22 protein-coding genes are annotated in these 24,616 nt (G+C 23.9%); 19 read left to right on the top strand and 3 right to left on the bottom strand.

Going from position 1 to position 24,616, the window contains the following annotated elements; genetic code table 4:
- Window positions 1-70: 70 nt before the first annotated feature.
- Window positions 71-988, top strand: a complete 918-nt coding sequence (locus tag ACXX84_RS01635) for a hypothetical protein (protein ID WP_458572774.1) — start codon at window positions 71-73, stop codon at window positions 986-988.
- 53 nt (window positions 989-1,041) lie between these two features.
- On the opposite strand, the gene ACXX84_RS01630 is transcribed toward ACXX84_RS01635, so the two are convergent.
- Complete coding sequence (locus ACXX84_RS01630; protein WP_458560966.1) at window positions 1,042-2,334, bottom strand: glucose-6-phosphate isomerase; 1,293 nt, start codon at window positions 2,332-2,334, stop codon at window positions 1,042-1,044.
- Complete coding sequence (locus tag ACXX84_RS01625; protein ID WP_436358692.1) at window positions 2,322-2,657, bottom strand: S1 RNA-binding domain-containing protein; 336 nt, start codon at window positions 2,655-2,657, stop codon at window positions 2,322-2,324. The genes ACXX84_RS01630 and ACXX84_RS01625 overlap by 13 nt, the downstream gene beginning before the upstream one ends.
- Before the next feature lie 216 nt (window positions 2,658-2,873).
- Between ACXX84_RS01625 and ftsH the strand changes: the two genes are divergently transcribed.
- The 14 genes from ftsH to ACXX84_RS01555 all read left to right on the top strand — a co-directional run bounded on the left by ftsH (window position 2,874) and on the right by ACXX84_RS01555 (window position 21,473).
- Window positions 2,874-5,051 carry an ATP-dependent zinc metalloprotease FtsH gene (ftsH, locus tag ACXX84_RS01620; RefSeq protein WP_458560497.1) on the top strand — a complete coding sequence of 726 codons (2,178 nt, stop codon included), beginning with the start codon at window positions 2,874-2,876 and terminating at the stop codon, window positions 5,049-5,051.
- A 206-nt stretch (window positions 5,052-5,257) separates the two neighbouring features.
- Complete coding sequence (lysS, locus tag ACXX84_RS01615; protein ID WP_436358690.1) at window positions 5,258-6,724, top strand: lysine--tRNA ligase; 1,467 nt, start codon at window positions 5,258-5,260, stop codon at window positions 6,722-6,724.
- The gene (locus ACXX84_RS01610; RefSeq protein WP_458557578.1) at window positions 6,725-7,540 is read left to right on the top strand and encodes an HAD family hydrolase; all 816 of its coding nucleotides are present in this window, start codon (window positions 6,725-6,727) and stop codon (window positions 7,538-7,540) included.
- A gap of 115 nt (window positions 7,541-7,655) precedes the next feature.
- A complete protein-coding gene (locus ACXX84_RS01605; protein ID WP_436358688.1) occupies window positions 7,656-9,272 on the top strand; it encodes an ABC-F family ATP-binding cassette domain-containing protein in 1,617 nt (538 codons plus the stop codon).
- Window positions 9,272-10,600 (top strand): tRNA uridine-5-carboxymethylaminomethyl(34) synthesis GTPase MnmE, encoded by a 1,329-nt coding sequence (mnmE, locus tag ACXX84_RS01600; protein WP_458572773.1) that lies wholly within the window; start codon window positions 9,272-9,274, stop codon window positions 10,598-10,600. Before ACXX84_RS01605 ends, mnmE begins: the two co-directional genes overlap by 1 nt.
- A 206-nt stretch (window positions 10,601-10,806) precedes the next feature.
- Window positions 10,807-11,559 (top strand): hypothetical protein, encoded by a 753-nt coding sequence (locus ACXX84_RS01595; RefSeq protein WP_458560501.1) that lies wholly within the window; start codon window positions 10,807-10,809, stop codon window positions 11,557-11,559.
- 17 nt (window positions 11,560-11,576) lie between these two features.
- The gene (locus tag ACXX84_RS01590) at window positions 11,577-12,311 is read left to right on the top strand and encodes a hypothetical protein (RefSeq protein WP_458560502.1); all 735 of its coding nucleotides are present in this window, start codon (window positions 11,577-11,579) and stop codon (window positions 12,309-12,311) included.
- A 19-nt stretch (window positions 12,312-12,330) separates the two neighbouring features.
- Window positions 12,331-12,783, top strand: a complete 453-nt coding sequence (locus ACXX84_RS01585; protein WP_458560503.1) for a hypothetical protein — start codon at window positions 12,331-12,333, stop codon at window positions 12,781-12,783.
- A gap of 191 nt (window positions 12,784-12,974) precedes the next feature.
- Window positions 12,975-13,451: a hypothetical protein gene (locus ACXX84_RS01580; RefSeq protein WP_458560504.1), complete on the top strand. Its 477-nt coding sequence runs from the start codon at window positions 12,975-12,977 to the stop codon at window positions 13,449-13,451.
- On the top strand, window positions 13,432-14,952 hold the full coding sequence (locus tag ACXX84_RS01575; RefSeq protein WP_458560505.1) for a hypothetical protein: 1,521 nt from the start codon (window positions 13,432-13,434) through the stop codon (window positions 14,950-14,952). Before ACXX84_RS01580 ends, ACXX84_RS01575 begins: the two co-directional genes overlap by 20 nt.
- A 204-nt stretch (window positions 14,953-15,156) precedes the next feature.
- Window positions 15,157-17,460 (top strand): alpha-amylase family glycosyl hydrolase, encoded by a 2,304-nt coding sequence (locus tag ACXX84_RS01570; protein WP_458572772.1) that lies wholly within the window; start codon window positions 15,157-15,159, stop codon window positions 17,458-17,460.
- Window positions 17,461-17,611: 151 nt separating this feature from the next.
- Window positions 17,612-18,625: a hypothetical protein gene (locus ACXX84_RS01565; protein WP_458560392.1), complete on the top strand. Its 1,014-nt coding sequence runs from the start codon at window positions 17,612-17,614 to the stop codon at window positions 18,623-18,625.
- A 24-nt stretch (window positions 18,626-18,649) separates the two neighbouring features.
- The gene (locus tag ACXX84_RS01560; protein ID WP_458560391.1) at window positions 18,650-20,461 is read left to right on the top strand and encodes a S8 family serine peptidase; all 1,812 of its coding nucleotides are present in this window, start codon (window positions 18,650-18,652) and stop codon (window positions 20,459-20,461) included.
- A gap of 1 nt (window position 20,462) precedes the next feature.
- Complete coding sequence (locus ACXX84_RS01555; protein ID WP_458560390.1) at window positions 20,463-21,473, top strand: hypothetical protein; 1,011 nt, start codon at window positions 20,463-20,465, stop codon at window positions 21,471-21,473.
- Between the two features lie 23 nt (window positions 21,474-21,496).
- On the opposite strand, the gene fmt is transcribed toward ACXX84_RS01555, so the two are convergent.
- A complete protein-coding gene (gene fmt / locus ACXX84_RS01550; protein ID WP_436358680.1) occupies window positions 21,497-22,336 on the bottom strand; it encodes a methionyl-tRNA formyltransferase in 840 nt (279 codons plus the stop codon).
- 113 nt (window positions 22,337-22,449) lie between these two features.
- Here fmt and ACXX84_RS01545 point away from each other — a divergent pair, with 113 nt between their 5' ends.
- From ACXX84_RS01545 to ACXX84_RS01530, 4 genes are all read left to right on the top strand, one after another.
- Window positions 22,450-22,605, top strand: a complete 156-nt coding sequence (locus ACXX84_RS01545) for a hypothetical protein (RefSeq protein WP_436358679.1) — start codon at window positions 22,450-22,452, stop codon at window positions 22,603-22,605.
- 75 nt (window positions 22,606-22,680) lie between these two features.
- Window positions 22,681-22,920: a hypothetical protein gene (locus tag ACXX84_RS01540; RefSeq protein WP_436358678.1), complete on the top strand. Its 240-nt coding sequence runs from the start codon at window positions 22,681-22,683 to the stop codon at window positions 22,918-22,920.
- Window positions 22,910-24,136, top strand: a complete 1,227-nt coding sequence (gene dcm, locus ACXX84_RS01535) for a DNA (cytosine-5-)-methyltransferase (RefSeq protein ID WP_436358677.1) — start codon at window positions 22,910-22,912, stop codon at window positions 24,134-24,136. The genes ACXX84_RS01540 and dcm overlap by 11 nt, the downstream gene beginning before the upstream one ends.
- Window positions 24,129-24,605, top strand: coding sequence for a hypothetical protein (locus ACXX84_RS01530; RefSeq protein WP_458572771.1), 477 nt, complete (start codon window positions 24,129-24,131; stop codon window positions 24,603-24,605). The genes dcm and ACXX84_RS01530 overlap by 8 nt, the downstream gene beginning before the upstream one ends.
- The last annotated feature ends 11 nt before the right edge of the window (window positions 24,606-24,616 follow it).

Here is a 24,616-nt window from a genome sequence, read left to right as displayed (position 1 = left end):
TTTGAACTTTTTCTATTTTAATTATGCTATTTTATTCAAATTATGTATAATTATATTATAAGGAGGGAAAGTGAAAAAAAGATGAATTTTACTCAATTTAAGTGCTTTTGTATTTTCATCTATTGCCATAACTTCTTGTAATTCTAAAACAGAAGAAAACAAGAAAATACATAGTGATTCTGAAGGTGGAGAATTTCGTTATACAACAGAACCTTTAGTTGATGATTGAAATCCTGATATTCATACTTTTAATAATCAAAACCTTAAGAACATAGAAAAACTAAAAAATATTTTTGGAATAGATTTAACCAATTCAGATACTTTTGAAAACAAAAATTTGTTTTTAAGCGACAAACAACACAACATTTATTTTAATAATGAATATATAAATCATTCTAATAAAGAAAAAGAAGAATTTTTAGAATTTTCAAAAAATAGCGAAAATGCTTTATTTTCTATAGAAAACAACTTAAATATTTCTAATTTTGAAAATTATAATTTTGCTTTAAGTGTTAAATTATTGAATTATAAAAATTTTAGATATGACATTAATTTATTACCAAGTATTTTAAGCGAAGCAGTTCTTATAAACTTTTATGTTAAGGCTCCTTCTGATTTTAATCAAGAAAATATAAAAAAATCAGGATTAAATATTGATGTTTCTGATAAAAAAGATAGTTTATCTTTAGGAACTATAGTTAAAAATAATTCTCTAGATTATGATGTTTTAAAACGAATTTATCCTATGTTTAATTCAATTTATTTTGATTATAACAACAAAACACTTCATATGAATTTTCGGTTAGAAAAATCAAAAGAAAGGAAAACTGATTTTAAATTTTTAAAACAAACAAAATTAAATAATTCATACAAAATATTGCAATTTTCCTTTATGGTTCCAATTAATAGTATGGATTTGAAAGACTTTAATTCTATTAGTGATTCAGAAGTCAAAATAAATAATTGAGAGCAAATTTTTACTAAATAAGTTAAGTTACTTTTTGATAAAAAAATCATAAACCTGTATAAGATTTATGATTTTTATTTTCATTTTTTACCAAGAATTTTAAACATATTTGATTTATAAACTTCAACACCTGGTTGATTAAATGGATTAACTCCAAGTAAGTATGCTGAAATTGCACAAGCTCTTTCAAAGAACATTACTAGTCATCCAAAACTTCTTTCTTTGGAATCTTCTAATAATAAGTGAATGTTAGGAACTTTACCTACATTTACGTGTGCATCCATTGTGGCTTCAAAAGCTGCATTATTTACAAAATGAACTGTTTTATCTACTAAATAATTTAATTTATCTAAATTCTCTTCATCTTCATTAATTATTAAATCGTGTTCTGGATGTTTTAAGGTTATTATTGTTTCAAAAAGAATTTTTGATCCTTCTTGAATAAATTGACCTAATGAATGAAGATCGGTTGAGAATATAGCAGATGTTGGTAGCAATCCTTTTTCATTTTTACCTTCACTTTCTCCAAATAATTGTTTTCATCATTCATTAAAGAAAGCAAAATTAGGTTCATAAGAAACGAGCATTTCTGCTTTATATTTTTTACCTAAAAGGAATCTTGCAACAGCATATCTATAAGCATCATTTGTTTCAAGCGAACTATTTTTATAAATTTCATTAGCTTCTGCAGCACCTTTAAGAACTTCATCAATATCTACTCCAGCACAAATTAAAGGGAATAAACCAACAGGAGAAAGCACACTAAATCTTCCACCAATATTATCTAAAATAACGAATTTTTGGTATTTTTTAATTTTTGCCATTTCAAATAATGTTCCTTTATTTGCATCGGTAGTTGCAAAAATTAATTCTTGTGCTTGTTCAACACCTACTTTAGATTCTAAAAGAGATTTAAAGAATCTAAAAGCTATAGCAGGTTCTGTTGTTGTTCCTGATTTGGAAATAACATTGATTGCAAATCTTTTGTTTTCCACATATTTTAATAATTGATATAAAGAATTTGAACTAATGGAAGTACCTGCAAAAATGATTTCCATTTTTCTTTCAATTCCAGGATACATACCTTGAATAACATCAATAGCGGCTTTAGCTCCTAAATATGAACCCCCAATCCCTATAACTACTAAAACTTCAATATTATCAGTATGAAGTTTTTTAGCAGCTTTTTTCATTTCATTTATTTCTTTTCAATTGCTATTTTCTGGTAAATCTTTTCAACCTAAAAAATCAGAACCAACTGCAGAAAAATCATTCATTGAATCATTAATTTTAGTTACTTGATCTTGAAATTTTAAAATTTCTTCTTCTTTTATTGCATTTTTTAAATTTAAAGTTATTTTTTTCATTTTTCTACCTCGTTTTTTGTAAATCTTAATAAATTTTTAAAACCATTTTCTGTTTCTGTTAATTTAAAAGAAAAAGGACTTTTTAAGTATTTAGGTCTTATTTGTTTAAAAGAAAGCGTTGCTTTTTTTGTATGGTGATTTATACTTAAAATTTTTAGTTTTATTTCATCCCCTATTATAAACATTTCTTCTAAATTTTGAATGTAATAATCACTAATTTCCTTTATAAAAACAATACCTTGATAACCATCTTTTAAATTGACACAAAAGTAATTTTTAAAGATTTTTTTAACTTTACCTGTTACTATTTCTCCGTTTTCCATAATTATTTAAAATTATAGCACTATAAATCAAAAAGAAATCAAACTGTTTTTAAATTTATTTTTTTACACAAAGAGTGAAAAAATTGGAAATTTTACTTTTAGAAATGGAAAAAAGAGACTTTTTTCCCAAATAAGTATCATTTTTATAAATTTTATTAATAAATCAATTAAAAGTCTTATAATTTATAATACTTAATATGAAGAAAGGACTAATTAATGAATTTTTTAAAGAAAAAAAAGTGAACTGTAATATTAATTACAATTTTAACTATCATACTTTTATGATTTTTATGGCAACTAATTTTTGGTTATCATCCACAAACAATTAGTATTACTCAGTTTGAAGATAAAATAAGAGAATATAGTGCATCAACTACTGATGATAAATTTTTCGCAAATATAACAATTAGTGAAAACGAATGAGTTTTAAGATTTCAGGAAATAGGTGGACAAAAAAATAATCATTTTTATGTTCAAGATTACATAGTGCAAATTTCACCAACTATTGCAAATAAATACAATGGAAATATAGCTAAAATAATGGGTGATACTACTTATTTTGAAGCAATTCAAAAAGCACTTGCTTATAAACAATTTGATCAAAATGGACAAGAAGTTAAAACTGAACTTTCTAAATTTATTTTAAATAACAGAATTCAAACTGGTTATTATAGTTTAGGAATTCCACAACCATCAACTTTAAGTAGAATTTTAGGATTTATTCCATTACTAGTTTCTGTAGGTTTCCCTTTAGTTTTATTATTTTTTATTTATAGACAATTTAGAGGTTCAGGAAACGGAAATGGATTATTTGGTGGTCTTCAAAGTAGTCAAGCAACTAAAATAACTTCTGACAAAAAATTTAGCGATATCGCTGGAAATAAAGAAGTAAAAGAAGAAGTTATGGAATTAGTGGATTATTTAAAATATCCACAAAAATATCAAGCAGCTGGAGCAAGAATTCCAAAAGGAATTTTACTTGGTGGTCCTCCAGGTACGGGAAAAACATTACTTGCAAAAGCAACCGCAGGTGAAGCTAATGTACCTTTCTTATTTATTTCAGCTTCTAATTTTGTTGAACTATATGTAGGTATGGGAGCAAAAAGAGTTAGAGAATTATTTAAAGAAGCAAGAAAAGAAGCACCAGCAATTATATTTATTGATGAATTAGATGCTGTTGGACGTTCCAGGGGTTCAGGTATTGGTGGCGGAAACGATGAAAGAGAACAAACACTAAATCAATTACTTGTAGAAATGGATGGAATGGCTGATAATAGCGGTCTTTTAGTAATTGCTGCAACAAACAGAACAGATGTTCTAGATCCTGCTCTTCAAAGACCTGGTCGTTTTGATAGAACTATTACAGTTGGTTATCCAGATGTAAAAGAGAGAGAAGAAATTTTACAATTACACGCAAGAGGTAAAAGGGTTGATAGTTCTATTGATTTTAGAAACATTGCTAAAAGAACTCCTGGTTTTTCTGGTGCGCAATTAGAAAATGTAATAAATGAAGCTTCAATTTTATCAGTTAGAGAAAAAACAGAAGTTATAACTCCAGCACAAATTGATGAAGCAATTGACAGAGTTATGAGTGGTCCTGCTAAAAAACACAGAACAATTACAGAAGCAGAAAGAACAATGGTTGCTTACCACGAAGCTGGTCACGCCGTTGTTGGTATTAAAGTTCCAGGCGGAAGTAAAGTACAAAAAATCACTATTATCCCAAGAGGGAATGCTGGTGGTTACAATTTAATGCTTCCAGAAGAAGAAAAATATAATGCAACTAAATCAGAATTGTTAGCAACAATTGCATCATTTATGGGTGGTAGAGTTGCAGAAGAATTAATTTATGGACAAAAAGAAATTTCTACCGGAGCAGCAAACGATATTGAAAAAGCTACAAAAATAGCAAGAAGAATGGTTACTGAATTTGGTATGTCTGCACTTGGACCAATTCAATATGAAGAAAATACAGGTTCTCCATTCTTAGGTAGAGATTATGCAAAAAATATGTCATTTTCACACCAAGTGGGACATGAAATAGACTTAGAAGTAAGAAAAATAATTTCTGAAGCTTATGAACAAGCAAAAGAAGTGGTTAAAAACAACAGAGAATTATTAGAATTAATTAAAGATTCTCTTCTTGAAAATGAAACTATAGTTTCAGAAGAAATTGAATATATTGCTAAATATATGAAATTACCAGAAAGAAAAGAAAAAGAAGAATATAAAAAACAAGAAGAAATTGATATAGATAAATTAATTGAAGATGTTCAATTGGAAAATTCTAATGAAAAGAATTCTGAAATGGAAACAGAAAAAGAAACTCAAGAAACACAACCAATCTTAGATTCAGAAAACCAAGATAAAGAAGATGAAAATAAAATAATCTAAAATATTAAAAGGTGAGCATAAAAAAGTTCATCTTTTTATTTCTAAATTTACTTCATTAAATTAAATTCTGCTTACAGAACACAATTTAATAAAAGCAAGATTAGAATATTTAAAATTAAATAATAAATAGCATATTTATTTATATAAAATAAATAATTTATAATATAATTTAATATATTAATTTATAGTTAGAAAGAAAGGGTAAAATGGAAAGAAATTTTAATGAACAAGAACTAATTAGAAGAAAAAAAATAGACAAATACAAAGAAATGGGTATTAATCCTTTTTCACAAAATCAACCAATTAGCGATAACTCAATTTCACTACTTGTTAAATATAATTCTTATAGCAAAGATGAATTACACAATAAAGAATTTAAAGCTTCAGTGGTTGGAAGAATAATGACTTTTAGAGGACCTTTTATTGTTATAAAAGATGAAGAATCAAGAACACAAATTTATTTTAATAAAAAGGAAAATACTGTATATTCAGAATTAGTAGAAACTTTAGATATAGGAGATATAGTTTATTTTGAAGGTATTGTAATGAAAACAAATACTGGAGAAATTTCACTAAAAGCAGAAAAAGTTCAATTATTAACTAAAGCACTTAAACCACTTCCGGAAAAATATCATGGTTTAACTGATATCGAAGAAAAATACCGTCGTCGTTATGTGGATTTAATTATCAATGAAGAAGCAAAACAAATTTTTTGAACAAGAAGCAAAATTATTTCTTATGTTAGAAAATTTTTCGATGATTTAAAATATTTAGAAGCTGATACTCCTGTATTACATCCTATTTTAGGTGGTGCAAGTGCTCGTCCATTTACCACTTTTCACAATGCTTTAAGTATGGACTTTTATTTAAGAATAGCTACAGAATTGCCTTTAAAAAAACTTTTAGTAGGTGGTTTTGATAGAGTTTATGAAATAGGAAGAATTTTCAGAAACGAAGGTGTCGATACCACTCATAATCCTGAATTTACTTCAATTGAGTTTTATGAAGCTTATTCAGATTTACACGGAATGATGAAAAGAACTGAAGATTTAATTTCATCTTTAGCTAAAAAGTTAGGAAAAGAAGAAATAATGTATGGTGGTCATAAAATTTCACTAAAAGCACCTTTTAGAAAAATTGATATGGTAGATGAAACCTCTAAATATGTAGGTATTGATTTGAAAAAAGCAACATTTGAAGAAATTAAAGAAGTTGCTATCAAAAACAAAGTAAAAATTGAAAAATATTTTACATCAGGTCACTTAATTAATGAATTATTTGAATTATTTGTTGAAGATACATTAATTCAACCAACATTTGTTTATGGACATCCAATCGAAATTTCTCCATTAGCAAGAGAAAACGAAAAAGATCCAAGATTTACAGACAGAGCAGAATTATTTATCAATAAAAAAGAATATGCTAACATGTTTAGTGAATTAAACGATCCAATTGATCAATTAAAAAGATTTGAATCACAACTAGAAGAAAAAAATGCTGGAAATGATGAAGCTAGTGAAATTGATATGGATTTTGTTGAAGCTTTAGAATACGGAATGCCGCCAGCAGGTGGTTGTGGTATTGGTATAGATAGATTAGTAATGCTATTAACTCAAAAAGAATCAATTAGAGAAATACTTTTATTTCCACACTTAAAAAATAAAGGAAACTAAATGAAAAAATTATTTGCATTTGATTTGGATGGAACATTACTAAGAAGTGATGGAACAATACATCCAGAAACTATTAAAATTTTAAAACAAGCAAAAAGTAAAGGTCATTATTTAGCAATCGCCACAGGTAGAGCAATTGCTTCAACTACAATCTTTTTAAATCAATTTAGTGATTTTGATTTTTTAGTTTCAAACAATGGAGTAGCCATTTATGATGTTAAAAATCAAAAAACTACAATAAAAGAGTTTTTACCTGTTGAATTACTTAAAACACTTTTAGAAGAAGCGAAAGAAAGCGAAAGTTTCTTTACATTAAGTACAGAAAAAAACGTTTATCCTTTCAAAGATAATAGCAAAACTTTTTCATGATTAACAGAACAAGAAAAAATGGATTATGATGAGCAAGGTTTTAAAACAGAAGAAGAAATTTTAAATGCAATTTACAAAAATAATGAAAAAATAACCCAATTAGCTTTAAGAAATTCTGAAGAAAAAATCAAGCAATTATTTGATAAATACAGCAAATTAATAGGGGATTCATACACTTGTTTGTTAACAAATAGAGTTTATTTAGATGTTAATCCAAAAAATACAGATAAATTTTATGGACTAAAAAAAGTTTTAGAATTATTGAATTTAACAACAAATGACTTAATTACTTTTGGTGATTCAGGAAATGATGTTTTAATGATAAAAAACGCTTATAAAGGATTTGCTATGGAAAACGGAACAGTTTCATCAAAAGAAGTTGCTTGTGAAGTTATTGGAAATCATAATACAGATGCTATTGCTAAAACAATGGAAAAACTAATTTAAGACACAAATTAGTGTCTTTTTTAATAAAATGAAATTAAACATATATAATTTAATATAAATTACTAACTAATAAAATAATAAATTAAATACTATTAATAAAAAATAAAGGAGTAAAATGTTAGAAATCAAAAATCTGTCCAAAATTTTTTATGATAAAAAATTATTCGACAATGTTAATTTAAAATTCACTGAAGGAAACACTTACGGAATTATAGGAGCAAATGGAGCTGGAAAATCTACCTTTTTAAAAATAATTTCAGGGCAAATTGAAGCTTCTTCAGGTGAAATTATCAAAGATAAAAACCAAAGAATTTCAGTTTTGAGTCAAGATCACAATATGTATAATGATTTTAATGTGACTGATGTGGTTATTATGGGAAATGAAGAATTATTTAAAATTCAACAAGAAAAAAATGCAATTTATGAAAATCCAGAAGCTACAGAAGAAGACTATACAAAAGCAGGGGAATTAGAAGAAAAATTCGGTCTAATGGGCGGTTGAAACGCTGAAAATGATGCACAAATTTTATTATCTGGGTTAGATATTCCTAAAGAAAAATGGAATGTAAAAATGAGCGATTTAAAAGCTTCACAAAAGGTAAAAGTTCTTTTAGCAAAGGCTTTATTTGGAAATCCAGATATTTTGATTATGGACGAACCTACTAATCATTTAGATCTAAAAGCAATCAAATGATTAGAAAACTTTTTAGTTGATTATCAAAATATTGTTATTGTTGTTTCACACGATAGTGACTTTTTAGATCAAGTATGTACTAACATTGTAGATATTGATTTTGGTGAAGCTAAAATGTTTACAGGTAATTATAGTTTCTGAAAAGAATCTTCAACATTAATAAGAGAAATGCAAAAAAATTCTAATGCTAAAAAAGAAGAACAAATTGCTAAATTACAGGCTTTTATTGCTAAATTCTCTGCAAATGCTTCAAAATCATCTCAAGCAACATCAAGAAAAAAATCACTTGAAAAAATTACTCTTGAAGAAATTAAACCTTCTTCAAGAAAATATCCTTTTATTAGATTTGATATTTTTAAACAACCAGGAAAGCAAATTTTAAGAGTAGAAGACTTATCTTATGTTAATCCAGAGACAGGAGAAACTTTGTTTGAAAGTTTATCATTTGATATTTTACCTGGCGAAAAAATGGTTTTACTTGGTGAAGACGACATTGCTAAAACCAAACTACTTGAAATTCTGCTTGGACTTGAAAAACCAACTTCTGGTCAAGTTATTTGAGGATCCACAATAACTCCAGAATATTTCCCATCAGATAACTCTAAATATTTTGATAAAGATGAAAACTTAATGGAATGATTAAGCAAATGACCAATTGAAAATACAGAAGAATCTAATAAAGATAACTCAGATCAAAGAATGAGAAGTTTTTTAGGTAGAATGCTTTTTAGTGGTGATTCTGTTTTTAAAAATGTTAAGGTAACATCCGGTGGAGAAAAAGCAAGATTAATGTTTTCTAGAATGATGCTAAAAGAATCTAATTTTCTTGTATTTGACCAACCTTTAGATCACTTAGATGCAGAATCAATTGATTCAGTAATTGAAGGACTTGCTGATTATAAATCATCTATGATTTTTACAACTTATAATCGTGCTTTAGTTAAACAAGTTTCTAATGTAATTTTAGAAATCAAACCAGATTCCTCTTTTATTTTTAGAGGGACATTAGATGAATATGAGAAAAAAATGGGATACTAATGTTTGATAATATTGCCGCGATTTCATCTGGAGGTTTGGTTAACCAAGCAATTTCCATAATTAGGATCACTGGTCCAGACGCTTTTTTGATTGTTAAAAAAATTTTCACAGGAAAAGTTGGTAAAGATAAAGAAATTACTTATGGTTGAATAAAAAATCAAGAAGAACTTATTGATGAAGTTTTAGTAATGTGATTTGAAGGTAAAAATAATTTTATAGGGGAAAATACAGTAGAAATAAACGCACACGGCGGTATAGTTAATACTAACTTAATTTTAGAATTAGTATTAGCTAATGGAGCTAGAATGGCTGAACCAGGCGAATTTTCCAGAAGAGCTTTTTTAAATGGAAAAATGGATTTAATCAAAGCAGAAGCTATCAATGATTTAATCCATGCTAAAACCAAGTTACAAACAAAAGCATCTATTGAAAAATTTGATGGAAAAACAAGTAATTATATTAAAAATTTAATTAGTGAATTGTTAGAAATAATAGCAATTATAGAAGTTAATATCGATTATCCTGAATATGATGATGTAGAAATTTTAACTAATCAAACCCTTTTACCAAAATTAGAAATATTAAAAGAAAAACTCAAAACCACTATAGACCTTTCGGAAAGATCTAGAGTTATTTATGATGGTGTAAAAATCGCTATTGTAGGTAAACCAAATGCTGGAAAATCTTCTTTATTAAATGCTTTTTTAAATGAAGAAAAGGCAATAGTAACAGACGAAGCAGGAACCACAAGAGATGTTATTGAATCTGAGTTTGTTTTAGAAGGTATACCTTTTATAATAAAAGATACTGCTGGTATTAGAAATTCAACAAATAAAGTTGAAAAAATAGGTATAGAACGCTCTTTTAAACAAATAGAAGAATCTGATATTGTCATCCATTTACTTGATGCATCAGTAGAAACTGACCAATTCGATCAACAAATTGTTGATTTTTCTAAAAATAAACAATATATCCCTGTTCATAATAAAAAAGATTTATTGGATTCTAAAAAATTAGATAATACCAAAATTTATATAAGTGCTAAAAATAAAGAAATAGAAAATCTCGAGAATGAGATTATAAAAAATTATCAAAACATTGATATTAATAATGAAAAAGTTATTACAAATATAAGACAACTTTCTTTAATAAAATCTTCTTTTCTTTCAATAGAAAACGCCATTTTTTCTTTAAAAAATGGTTTTGAACCAGATATAGTTATAGTAGATTTAAGAAAGTCGTGAGAAGACTTGGTAAATATTAAAGGTAAAGCAGATAATGAAACCTTATTGGATTCAATGTTTAAAAATTTTTGTCTTGGAAAATAATTATATTTTGAATAAATCATACCAGTAATTTTTACTGGTATTTTTAATTTCAAAAACTATTTAAACGGTATCACTATTTTGCATATTTCAAAGAAAAAAAATCGAAAATGAAAAAAAATGAATTATTTTATATTTTTTAAATTTATTCTATTGAAAAAATAAAAAAAAGAACAAATAAGAATAAAATTGTATTGAAAGGAGAAAATATGTTCATACCAAATACAGTTATAGAGAAAAAAATTGACTTTAAAAACGAAATAAATCAAAAGTTACAAAAACTAGATTACTTAATATTGTTAAAATCAATGTTTTTAGAAGCAGAAAGTTCTTATTCTGCTAAATTATTTAAAATTAGATTATTAAAATATATTAATAATTTATCTTTGCTTCCTGAAAAAGAGCAAAAAACTTTTTTAGGAGAAGACTCAACTACTAAAATTAAAATTTTAAAGAATATGTATTTTTACAAAAAATTTAATAAGGACGTTGGTCATTTATTAAATATTAGTCAAAGAAGCGTTATAAAAGAAGATGCAGCCAAAGTAGTAAGTTCTCTTCACTCACTCTTAAATCAACCTTATCTAGATTCTTTGAAATATCAACTTTTTCAAGATGTTTTTAATATTATTTATATAGCAGTAAGTCCTTTGTTACCCATACCAGAGGAAGTTTCTATTGGTTTAGATCTTTCTGATTTATTAAATGAAATTATTAACGATGTTCGCCAAAGTAATACTTTATCAGATCCAGATAGAGCAAAAAAGTTATTTTCCATAGTATTGAAAGACAAAAGAAATGGAAAAAATTCAACAATAAGTCAAGATAACGAAATTCTTGATTCTATAATAAAATTATTAGATGATAGACCAGTATTTAAGTTTTATAAAAAATACTTTGAATCTTTAAAAAAAGATAATTTTATTGATAATAATTATGATTACGACATAAATAGATATTAAATTAAAGGAGAAAAAATATGTTTATTAATATTCCAGCACCTGTTCAAAAAACAGAAATAAAAACAAACTTTTCCAAAAATGAAATTAATTTTTTTGATTTCTTAATTTCAAATAAAAATAATGAACTTTTAAAAGAAAGTCAATATAAATCAAAAATTTTCAAAATTAGAGTTTTAAAACAAATTAAATTAATAGATGATGCCTCTGTTCATCAACTTACTCAAGTTTTCGGTCAAACAAATGCATTAATGCTTAAAAAAACAATAAAAGATATTAAAGAAAATTCTATAATGTATAAAAAATTTCAAAAAGAAGTTTCACATCTTTTAAATGTAGGACAAAGTAGAAGCGTTATAGAAGGAGAAGTTCTTGACAAAGTAGAGGAACTAAAAAAATCATATGAAAGTTTTCTTAAAACTGAAAAAGAACATTCACAAGCACTAAAATATACAACAATAGGTTTTACTTTAGGATTTTTCACTATTCCTGGTGCAATAGTTACAGCTAGTGTACGTGCTTATGTGGACTCACAAATAAAAAAATATGAAGAATTTTTAGATAGATTAGCAAAAATAACTTATAAAGATTTAGAAAATGGTGATAATTCTACCAATTCTCAAGATAGAGATGTTCTTGCTCAATTGGTTCAATTATCTGAAGATTCAGATTATAATTATTACAAAACCTTTTTTAAAAATAAATTAGATGAAAAATTTATATCAGATAACTCAAATTATGATTATAGATATTAAAAAATAAAAGAGGAAGAATATGGAAAAAATATTTTATAGATTCGCTTATGCGATAATAAGAAACTTTATTTTGTTACTTGTTTATAATGTATTATTAATAATTTATTTATCTTTACTTGCATATTTTACAATAATTAGAGATCCATTTTTTTGACAAAGTGAATGAACTTTATTTTTTGCTTTCATTTGACCCGCTTTCATAATTGTACCTTCATACATCTGAAACACAGTTTTTCTTTTTAAAATTTTTAAATTAACAAAAAAAGCAGAGAAATTAGAAGAAGACAAAATAAAAAAAATAGAAAAATATTTCAAATTTTTATTTATAGTTGCTTTTTGAGGTAAAAAATCACAAGAAAAACTTGAAAAAAAATCAATTAAACAAAAAGAAAGATTAGAAAAAATTTCTGGAATAAATCCTTTATTTGGATTATTATTTCCAATTTATTGAATTATTTTCTACTCAAATTAATTGTTTATAATAACTATTTATAAACAATTACATTTAATAAATAAAAATCTAAATATTCAAATAAAATAAATATCACAGTTACAAATAAAGAAAAAATCAAAAACAAATTTGTAAAAACTAAAATTTAGTTTTTTGATTTTTTAATTTTAGACAAAATAATACTTTTTTAAAAATAGTAAAAGGAGCTTAATATGGAAAAAATATTATATAAATTAGGTATAGTTATAAAAAGAAATATTTTTTTAATTCTTACAAATTATTTATTATTTTGAATTTATTTTATTTTACTTACATATTTTACAATTATTAAAGTAACTTTTTTTTGAAAAAATTGATGATTTTTTGTTTTAGTTAGTTTTGCACCAGCTTTTGCAATAATGCCTTTATATATTTGAAATTTATATAACTTATTGAAAATTTTTAAAATCACTAAAGACAAAGAAAATTTAGAAGAATGAGAAATAACAAAAATTAATAAATATTTTAAAGTTTTATTTTTAATAGGATTTTGAGGAAAAAAATCAGAAAATAAATTAGAAAAAAAATCAATTAAACAAAAAGAAAAATTGAAAAGAATAGCTTGTACACATCCTTTATTGGGTTTATATGTTCAAATAAATTTAGTTTTCTTTACTAAAGAGGTGAAAAATGATAAATTTAAAAAATAAAATCAGAATTTCTTTCTATTTAAAGACTTATTCTAACATTTTATTTTTCATTTGAATAAGTGTGATAATAATAGTATGAACTACTCTTTCTTTAGATTATAAATATTTTCCATTATTTTGATTTGGTTGAGGAACTTTATGAGTTGCTGGTATTTTATATCTTTATATTTTGTTTGTATATATGAAATTAATAAAAATAAGAATTAAAGTAGAAGAGAATCCTGATATAGAGATAAAATTTAAATCCTTTTTTATTTTTTTTATAAAAGAAAAAACAATAATGAAATTTATTTCTGATTCTAAATATCAAGCAAAATTAAATTTTGCTTTAAAAATGTATAATAAAAGATTACTATTAAGTACTTTTTTACCTATTCCTTATTACTTAATTTTAAAGTTAAAAATTAAAAAGGAAGAAAAAAACCAAAGAACTTTAATAATGGAAAAAATAAATCGTATTTCTGAAGATTTGGCAAATTTAAAAATTAATACTATAATAAAAGGCAGTTTTGCTTTTAATTTCTTTAAAAATTTTAAATTTTTAGGTAAATATAATGATGTTGATTTATTTTTAAAGCATGGGGATTTAATTGATAAAAAAGAAATTTTAAACATTTTTGAAAAACATGGAAAAGTTGTTTTTCACAATTCTTTTCTTATTTCTTTAATAATAAATCTAAAAGATAAAGAAACTCGTTTTGAATTTTTTCTAACTGAAGATATTGATTTATCTTTATGTAATAAACAAAATGAACATTTATATATTGCACCAGTAGAATACTTATTTTTAGCAAAAATATTTCACTTGCCTAAATTAGAAAAAACAGAAATATTCCCTTATGATGAAAAAATGCAGAAAACTATTTTCATTATTAAACAAATACTGAATAATAAACAAAAATGAAATATGAATATTATTAACTCACTAATAGAACAAATATATTTAAATAATTTAAAACTTATTTTTCACATTGAATACGACGAAAAAGATTTAAGTATTTCATCTTTTATTCAAAAGAAAAAAGAGTGAGTAGAAAAGAAATTTACAAGCAAAGATTTACTAAATTTAAATCAATTTACGGAAAAATTCTTTTTAAAAAATAAAATGTCAGATTTTTTTGATTTTCTTTTTTTAAAAAGAAAAATAATTATTGAAAGTTTATATGAAACACCAATAATAGAAGTTATTAATACTTATGAGTGAAATTTTAATAACTCACAGTTATTATTTAATTCAAGCATTTCTTTTGATGAATTTTATGAAAGTAATACTAAAATTATTAATAATATTATTTATACTAATTCAAAAGAACAAATATACTGATTAATGCTAAATATCTTAATAAATGAAAATGAAGAAAATTTAAAAACAAAATTAGAGATTGATTTAAATAAAGAATTTTCTGAAATTTTAAATAAAAATAAAGATATGTATGAAATTAACATAAATGATTTAATATTAAAAATAAAAGAAATTTATTTTAAATCATCAACAATGTAAATTGTATATTTAAAAACATTTTTAATCCTAATAAAATAATAAACCGAAACACATCTAAAAAGATTTGAAGAGAATGTGTTCCGGTTTTTTTCAATGAAAATTTGAAATTTTTCTTATTTTATTTATTTTTTGTTCATAAAAATTAAAATTCTATGTATTATATTTGATATAATTAAATATATAAGTATTTAAAAAGGAAAAAGTATGAAGAAAAAAAGAAAATCTTTAAATTTATTATGAACAATTCCAACTGTTACATTTTTCTCTTCTCTTACTGTATCTTGCAAATATGGAGAAGAATCAATAGAAAAAACTAAAATAAATAATCCTAAAACTCCAACAGAAAATGAAAAAAGAAAAGAAAAAACTGAGGTCCCAATTGTCCCAGTTGCTGAAAAACAAACAAAAAAACCTGTAGAAAAAGGTAAAGTAGAGAATACAAAACCAGAAGATCAAAAAGAAGAAAAAGATAATATTACAACTAAAACAGATGATCAAAAAACTAAAGTAAATTCTGAAAACAAAAATTCAGAAAATCCAGACAAAAATAATTCTCCAGTAGATAATCAAAATGAAGAAGAGATTATTAATAAAACTCCTGTTTGAGATGAAGAAACTCCTGATTTAACAGGAAATAGAGTAAATAAATATAGTATTGAAGAATATTTAAACTCTCCTGAAAGAGCAAAATTATCTAAAATAAAAACTTTAAGAGGTTGATCAAATGAAAAGTTTTTAAAAGAAATTAAAAAATCAGGAGCTTTGGATAATTTAACTTATAAAGATGAAAGCGATTCTGTCCAATATATTGCTCCTTTTGATAAAAGTAAACCTAAATCAAATACAATTTATCAATTAACAGTTTATTCTTTTGCTGATGGTAATAATGATGGAATTGGTGATTTTATAGGATTGAAAGACAATATAGATTATTTTGTTAATTTAGGTATTGATACTTTATATTTATCACCAATTCATCCTGCAAGTTCTTATCATGGTTATGATGTAATTGATTATACAAAAGTTGCTCCTGAACTTGGTGGATTAAAAGCATTTGAAGAATTTTTAAAAGTAGCTCACTCTAAAGGAATTAAAGTTGTAATAGATATGGTATTTAATCATACTTCTTATGAGCATCCTTGATTCCAAAGAGCACTTGCTGGTGATGAAAAATATCAAAAATATTATTATTTTTACAATTCAGAAAACAATCCATTAGGAAATGAAGGACAAGATAATATAAGACAATACTTTAAAAATGTTTATGATAAAGTTCATCTAGAAAACAATCCAAAATCTTCAAATAAAAAATGAGTTGCTCAATTTTGAGCAGGAATGCCTGATTTAAATCTTACAAATGAAGATGTTTTAAAAGAAATAGATTATGTCCACAAATTCTGAGCAGCAAAAGGAGTTGATGGATTTAGATATGATGCTTTTGAACATTACTTTAAATCTGGTAATCCTAAAAAACCAAGAGCTAATAATAGTGATATGGTAAGAAATTTATTTGAAAGATGAAGAGATGTTGTACAAGGTGAATATAAAAAAGCAAATACTGCAGGAATTTCTAGATTTAGCGATAGAACCTTTTTATTTGGTGAATGATGAAGAGATCCAGCAGAAGCAGAAATTAAAGGTTATTGAGGAGGATGAGAAGGTTCAAAACCAGGTTTAAGTTCAGTTATTGATGGAACTAAATGAAAAAATAAACTTAATGTCTCATTAAATCCAAATGATGAAAAAAATGTAATAAAAAGTTTAACAGATACTTTAAACCAAAAACATGAATGATTACCTTTTTTAGATAATCATGATGTTGAAAGATGAATTATAACTTTTAAAGAACAAAATAATAGACCAGTAATAATTTCACCACATAGATTAGATGATGATGAAAGATCCGCTTATGAATATGCTCTTACTTCCTTACTTTCTCGTGGTGGTCATCCTATTTTATATGATGGAAATGAACTTTTAATGCAAGGTGGAAAAAAAGACGGGCAAACTGATACACACATTAGAGAAGCATTTAATTGAAAAGATCTCAAAAAACGTGTATTTTTCCAAGATGAAAGAGATAGAGATAACTTTATCACAACATTATCTTCAGCGGGAGAAGGAAAAGTAGAAGATATTGTTGCTAATGAAAATTCAGCATATAATTTAGTTTCTAAGATAAATAAAGCAAGACAAAGATTTATTTCAATGAGAGAAATGGATGAAAAATATGTTGGTGATCCAAATGAAATTCTTTGAATTTGACACGATAATGCACTTAGATATGATGAAATGACAGTAAGAAAAAATGAAGATGGCACATACTTATTAGCTATTTATTCTTGAGGTAATAGACCACAAGCAAACACTTCTTTAAAAGAAGGATTTGAAATTGAAGAAACCTTACTTTCTAAAAATATAACAACAAGAGTTTCCGATGGTTCAACTTTTATTGAAGGAACAGGAAATGGAAAAATCGGACTATTTTTAATTAGAAGAAAATCTTAATATAATAACAGAATTCCAGAAAACTGGAATTTTTGTTTTTTAAAATCAAAAATATGTTTAAATAAAGGAAATTCTAAATAAATATGCACTTTTTATCTTTGTAAAATAAAAATTTATGAATAAGTTATATAATTAAATAAAGGAGGTGTTTATGAAATTATTTAAAATAAAAAGAAAATTTTTATATTCTACAATTATTACAACTATTCCTGTTTTTTCTATTATTTCTTGTTCTAACCAAGCTTCAGTTGAAGAACAAAAAGAAGATAAAATCAATGATTTTTATTATTGAAATTTAAATAAAATAGAAGATTTAAGAGAAAAAGATAACATAGATTTTATAGACTTAAGTAGAGAACAATCTAATAATCTTTTTCAAAATCAAACATCAAAAGTTATATTTTTTAATAAAAAAGAAGAAAAAGAATTAGATTTAAACAGATTTTGATCTTATCGAACAAAATATGAACAAACTAAATTTGACTCTAAAGTGTTTAACATTACAGAAAATAAAGCAAATTACAAGTTTTTAATTTCAGAAGAAAGTATTGATTCACAAATTAAAAATTATGACTTTGCTTTAGAAATCAAACTTCTTAATAAAAAGAATTTAGAAAAAACTTCTTTTTGGTGGTCTAAACAAAAAGAAAAAGAAAATTTTCTTTTAGTAAATTTATATAGAAGAGTACAATCTAAAATAGATTATAGTTTAAACTACAGATTGAATAATGAAAAAGATAAGGTTGACACAACAAAAGAAAAACCAATTGTTGATTTTTATAAATATTATGATTTAGTTGCTTCTAATGTTAAATTCAATTCTTTTAACTTTGATAAAACTGAAAAGAAAGCAAAAATTTCAATTAATTTTGATAAAGGACAAAATTTAAAATATAGAAACTTTAATTTATTAGATCAAAATGATTATTTTAGTATAAAAACCATTTCAATTGATACGCCAAATAAAAATTGAAGTAAAACAAGTCAACAAAAAATTCAATCTTTTGAACCGCATCATTTAGTTAAAGATTATATTTTAGAAAAAACAATTTTTAATCGTTTAATTCAATATTCTTTTATTGTGTCAACTGATTTAACTGAAAAAGAATTTAACTCATTAAAAGACATAAACTTGATTTTTAATGATAATGCAGGAGTATATTAAAAAAATTTAATTAAAGAGGAAAAAATGAAAAGAAAAAAATTATTTAAAAAAATATTACTATCAGTATCTCCTATTTTTACACTAACCACTTTTGTTTCAGCAAAAATGGAAACTACTGATACAATTGAGAGAGATCCTAAAATATATAATGATATGTTTTTTAACTTATTTAATCATTTAGGAATAAAAAAAGAAGAACTTAGTTATGCTCCAGTGAAAATTGGAATTATTGATGGAGGTTTAGTTGATTCAAATTTGCTAAAATACAATGGACAAACTTTAAAGGAATATAGAAATTCTGATACTTACAGTTTGTTCCATAATGAAAATCGTCTAAACAAAGATAAAGTAATTTACAATGAAGAAGAATTAGATGATTTAGAAAAAACTGACAAAAATAAGCAAAAAACTTTTGCTGAATTATATAAAAAAAATAGTCATGCTACAGAAATAGCTTCCATTTTAGGAAGTGATTCAGGTTTTTTTAAAAATGCTATTTTTTATTCAACAACATTTAAAGGAAAAAAAGATGGTTGAAATGGAAAAACATATGATAATGTAGAAGTATTAAGAAAAAATTTAGAATTTATGAGAAAGAATAATGTTTTTTACGTTAATATGAGTTATGGTAGTAAATTAGATGAATATCTTTCAGATTTTATAAACTTGAAAAATTATTTTCTTTTTTCTCCTGATAAAGAAAAATTAGAAACTTTTTATAATCTTTTACAAAAAATAGATTCCTTTGAAACAAGTTATTATATATATGATAGAGAATCATCGTTATTAGATGAGTATGCTTATAAATATAATATGAAATTTTTTATTTCAGCCGGTAATGGAAGAGAAGAATTTTCTAATTTTAGATCAGATTTTATAAAAAATAAAGATTTTATATTTTCTACATTAAATAAAATTAAAGATTTAAAAATAACAGAAAATATTAAAGACATTTATAATAAAATTTTGAATAAAATAGAAAATAATCATAATTTTTATCAAAGAGATAATTCTTTAGTTTCATCTAAAAATACTTTTATAATAGGAGCATATGATATAAATACTAAAAAACCTGAGTACTATTCTGAAAATGCAACTGATAATAATAAAAATTCTCCACTTGGTTTAGGACCAGATAATATGCAAATACCTGTTATTTCTATTCTTAATGAAAAAAATAAAAAAAATTTAACTGGAACAAGTTTTTCAACACCAGTTCTTTTAGGTATGTCAATGTTGTTAGAAATAAAAAACAAAAAACCATTTTATGTACCTCAATTAAAAGCTATTCTTACAGCAAGTTTTGAAAGTAAAAACTCTTGAGAACAATATAACGATTTAGAAGGTTTTGGTTATATAAGTTGAGAAAAAATGAAATATTTTAGAGATAAAGCTAAAAAATTAAATATTTATCGTTATCCAGTTGCGGATGGAAATACACATCATTATTATTTATATTCCAATTTAAAATTTTCATCTCCAACAACTGTTGTATTTTCTAATTACTCATATTTACATGAAAAAAATGAATATTATAAATTAGAAAATTTTGATAAATTAAGTGAAGAAGAAATAAAAAAATATGTAAATCCTTTTACTGTTTCAGTGGATGTAGAAATAGTTGCAGATTCATCTGCAGTTTATAAAATTTATCATTTAAGTCATTATGAAAGTACAGCTGCTTATTTACCTGAAAATAGATTGCAAAATGTATCTAAAGTAATAATAAAACCAAGTTCTGATTTAGCAACTGAATATAAACTTAATGTTTTTTCAAATAATGATGTAAATGCAAAAATAATATGATTAACAGGAGTATGAGCAATACTTGATTAAAATGAAAAAATTATTAAATATTATCCCTTTTATTTCTTTGCCTTTAATTGTTTTTTCCTGTTCTAATCAAAAAGTAAATAGAGAGGAAAATAAATTAAAAGAAACAGAAGAAAAACAAAAAAATGAATTTTATAATTTAAATTTAGAAAATATAGCTGATTTAAAAAATAATTGAAAAATTGATTTTATTCAATTAAACAATGAACAAAATAGAGAAATTTTTGCAAATAATGAATCTAAAATAATCTTTTTTGAAAAACCTTATCAAGAAGTAACAGAATTATCTAAAACTCAAAATTCAGAAGAAAAAATAAATGTTACATCTAACAAAAGAGATTATACATTTATTAATAAAAATCAAAACATAGGTAGTGAAATTAAAACTACTGATTTGGGCTTAGAAATTAAACTTCTTAATAAAGATTATTTAAAAAACAAAATTAATTTGAAATTTAAAGAAAATCAAAATTTATTATTAGTAAATTTTTATAGTACTGCAATATCAAGACTTATTGATGGGCATCCTAAAGATCTACACGATCCTTTTAACAAAAACATTACAACAGATATTGTAAAACCAATAGTTGATTTTTCAGAATATCAAAAGTTGGTTTCTTCAAAAATTAAATTTAACTCATTAAATTTTGATAAAAATCAAAATAAAATAAATTTAACTATTGATATAGATGAAAATCAAACAGAAAATGAAAAAATGATTAATTTATTAAATCAAAATTATTTTTTCAATATAAAAACAATATCAGCAATAAAAAAAGAAAAAAAAGATTTTTATATCAATGCAGAAGAACCAGTATATGAACCCTATGGAGTTTCTAAAAAGTATATTTTAAATAATTGAATTTTAGTTCGTTTACTTCAATATTCATTTATTATTCCTGTAAATATTTCAGAAAAAGAATATAATTCCATCAATGATATTAATTTAACACTTAATGATAATGCAGGAGTTTTTAAACATTTAGTACAAGAATCAAAGATTTTAGAAAATTAATAAAGATATTAAAAATTTAGAATTTAAAGAACATTTACAACTTTTTTACCTTCATATTGATATTCATAAATATATAAAATCCCGTTGATAAAAGTTAATTTTAAAGCATTTTTAATAGGAGAGAGTGAAGCTCTAAAAAGTTTCACTCTTTTATTTTGTTCGTTAATATAAAAAGCACCAGGATTATCGTTTAAAGCCTTTATTTTTCTATATGCTTGAATATAATCATCACTTAAAAAAATTTGAGCAAATTCTTTTTCTATTTTAGGCGAAAAAACTACAAGATTGTCATCTTGTTTTTCAGATTTAAGTTCATTTTTAGATAATTTATTTAATCACTGGACAATATTATTTTTTGCAAGTAAAGAAAGTTTATGAAATAAATCTTTTGATGTGTCTTCTTCTTTTATATCTAATTTTGCTTTTGCAAGCATATCTCCTGCATCCATTTCTTTTACCATATACATTAAAGTTACTCCTGTTTCTTTATCACCGTTTAATAAAGCGTGTTGAATAGGAGCAGCACCTCTATATTTAGGAAGTAAGGAACCATGTATATTAATAGCGGCTATTTTAGGTATGCTTAAAACTGAAGTAGGAATTCATTGTCCAAAAGCAGCAGTGACTAAAATATCAAAGTCTATTTTCTTTAATTCTTCCGTAATTTCTGAAATTTTTGTAGGTTGAAATAGCTTTATGTTATATTGGTTAGCTAAAATTTTTACAGGTGTAGGTAAAATTTTATAACCTCTATTTGATGGTTTGTCTGGTTGACTAATAATTGCAACCACTTCAAAATTATTAATAATTTCTTCAAAAATAGGAACTGCAAATTCTGGAGTTCCTGCTAATACAATTTTCATCTTTCTCCTTTAGTTTTCTTTACTTTAAATTATAAAATAAAGAAACAAAAATTTTAATTTAAAATGAATTAATTTATCTAAAAGTAATATAATTAAATTATAGGATAAAAAAAATGAGCGGAATAATTGTTATTATAATTTTAATATTAGGATTAGCTGGATTAGTTTGATTAATTAAACTAGCTAAATTTCTATTTTCTTTAGCAGTAGGTGCTGTGATTATAGGATTAATTTTACTTTTAATTTTTGGACATCATTTCCTGTTTTAGTTAAAGAAAAACTAACAAAACAAGTCTTTTTTACCAAAAGATTTGTTTTTTTTTTTTTTTTTGTAAAATTGAATTATGCAGAAGAAAGAAAAATTAGAAGATTTATCAATTTTTTCTAATTTAATGGGTAAATTAAAAGAAAAATACAGAAATTTAATTAGTAAACTAATAGATAAATTTTGTATCTATTTATTAACATTGCCAAAAGCAAAATTTTTACAAAATATTTCAATATACAAAAATACAATACTTGCTATATCAGTTTTTAATAAAAAAATCTTAATAAAAAATTTTAAGGTAGATTTTGTCTTCTAAAAAAATAATAAATGTTCTTGAAACATTTGCAGGTATTGGTGCACAACATAAAGCTATAACAAAAATAAACAAAGAAAAAAAGATTTTTGAGATTGTTTCAACAGTGGAGTGAGATGCAAGAGCAAATATTGCTTATGGTTTAATTCATAATTCTTTAGATAAAAAATTAAAAAAAATTTTGAAAAACAATAATTTAACTTCAGAAGAAGAAATAAACAAATTTTTATTAAATTTTACAATTTCTTTAGATTCTAAAAAACCAGCAAAGATAATTTCTAAAGACTATGAATTTAAGCAACTGTTAGCTGCTTCGATTATTTTATCAAACAATAATGTTGATATAACTAAATTAGATCCAAAAATTATTCAAGAAAAAGATATAGAACTTATAACTTATTCTTTCCCTTGTCAAGGTTTATCAATAGCAAATATGGGAAGATCAAAAGGAATTAATGATGATAAATCAACTTCTAGTTTAATTTGAGAAATATACAGAATTTTAAAAGGAGCAAGTAAAAAACCAAAATACTTATTAATGGAAAATGTAACAAATCTATTAAGTAAAAAATTCAAACCTGAATATGAAAAATGGCTTTCTGTTTTAGAAGATTTTGGTTATAAAACTTTTACAACCACTATTAACAGCATAAATGCTGGTTCTATTCAAAAAAGAGAAAGAGTTTTTGCTTTAAGTGTTAAAAAAGAAATAAAAACACCATTTAATGATGATAAAAGTTTTAAAGAATTTGTAGATAATATTGCATTTAAAAATAAATTAAGCCTAAATCAAAGAAAAAAAGTTTTTGAAAAAATCTTTAATTTTGACTTAAATTACAGCGAAAACCTAGATGTTTTAATGAATAATACAAAATCTAGAATAAAAATGGTCAAAACACAAAAGATTATTAATAAAAGTGAAAATTATATTATTAATACCTTGACAACCGTTCAAGACAGAATACCTTGTGTTGGAATTATTGAACATAAAAACAATTTAGAGCATAAATTAGATTATCGTTATATAACACCAAGAGAAGCTTATAAATTAATGGGTTTTAGTGATCAAGATTTTAATAAATTAAAACCATACTATGAAAAAAATATTCTCACAAAAGAAAGTCTTTATAGGCAAGCAGGAAATTCTATTGTAGTAGAAGCAATAGAGAATTTATTTAAGGTAATAAAAATCATTGAAAAAGGACAAGATAATGAATAAAAACATAAAATGATGAAAAGACAGAATGAAAGAAAATAATTTTATTACTTGAACAATTGGAACTAATATTTATTCTTATTTAAGTTTCACAGTACTTCAGTGACTTAATGAAGTTGATGAAAATGAAGAAATCATTTTAACAATCGATAAAAAAGAAGTTTTAGCTGAATTTAAAAATAACACACAATTCCCCTTTTATAAAGACAAAAAGTCTAAATCAGACTCTACAATTAGACAAATTTTAGATGTTTTATCTTCTCTTGGGATTATAGAACCGATAGGAGATAATTACAAAATTAATAAAGAATTAATAGATGTAAGAAAGACTGAATCAAACAATTTCTATGCTCTTAAAAAATTTGTAAAATCTAATTTTGCTAATTATATAAAAAAATTTGTTATAGATAAATTAAGAGACATTAAGGATATTAAAACAGAAATAAAATGTCACCCCCCATTCCCAATATAAAATGTCACTTT

Source organism: Mycoplasma sp. AC157, assembly GCF_054343415.1.
This window is presented reverse-complemented; position numbering and strand designations above follow the sequence as displayed.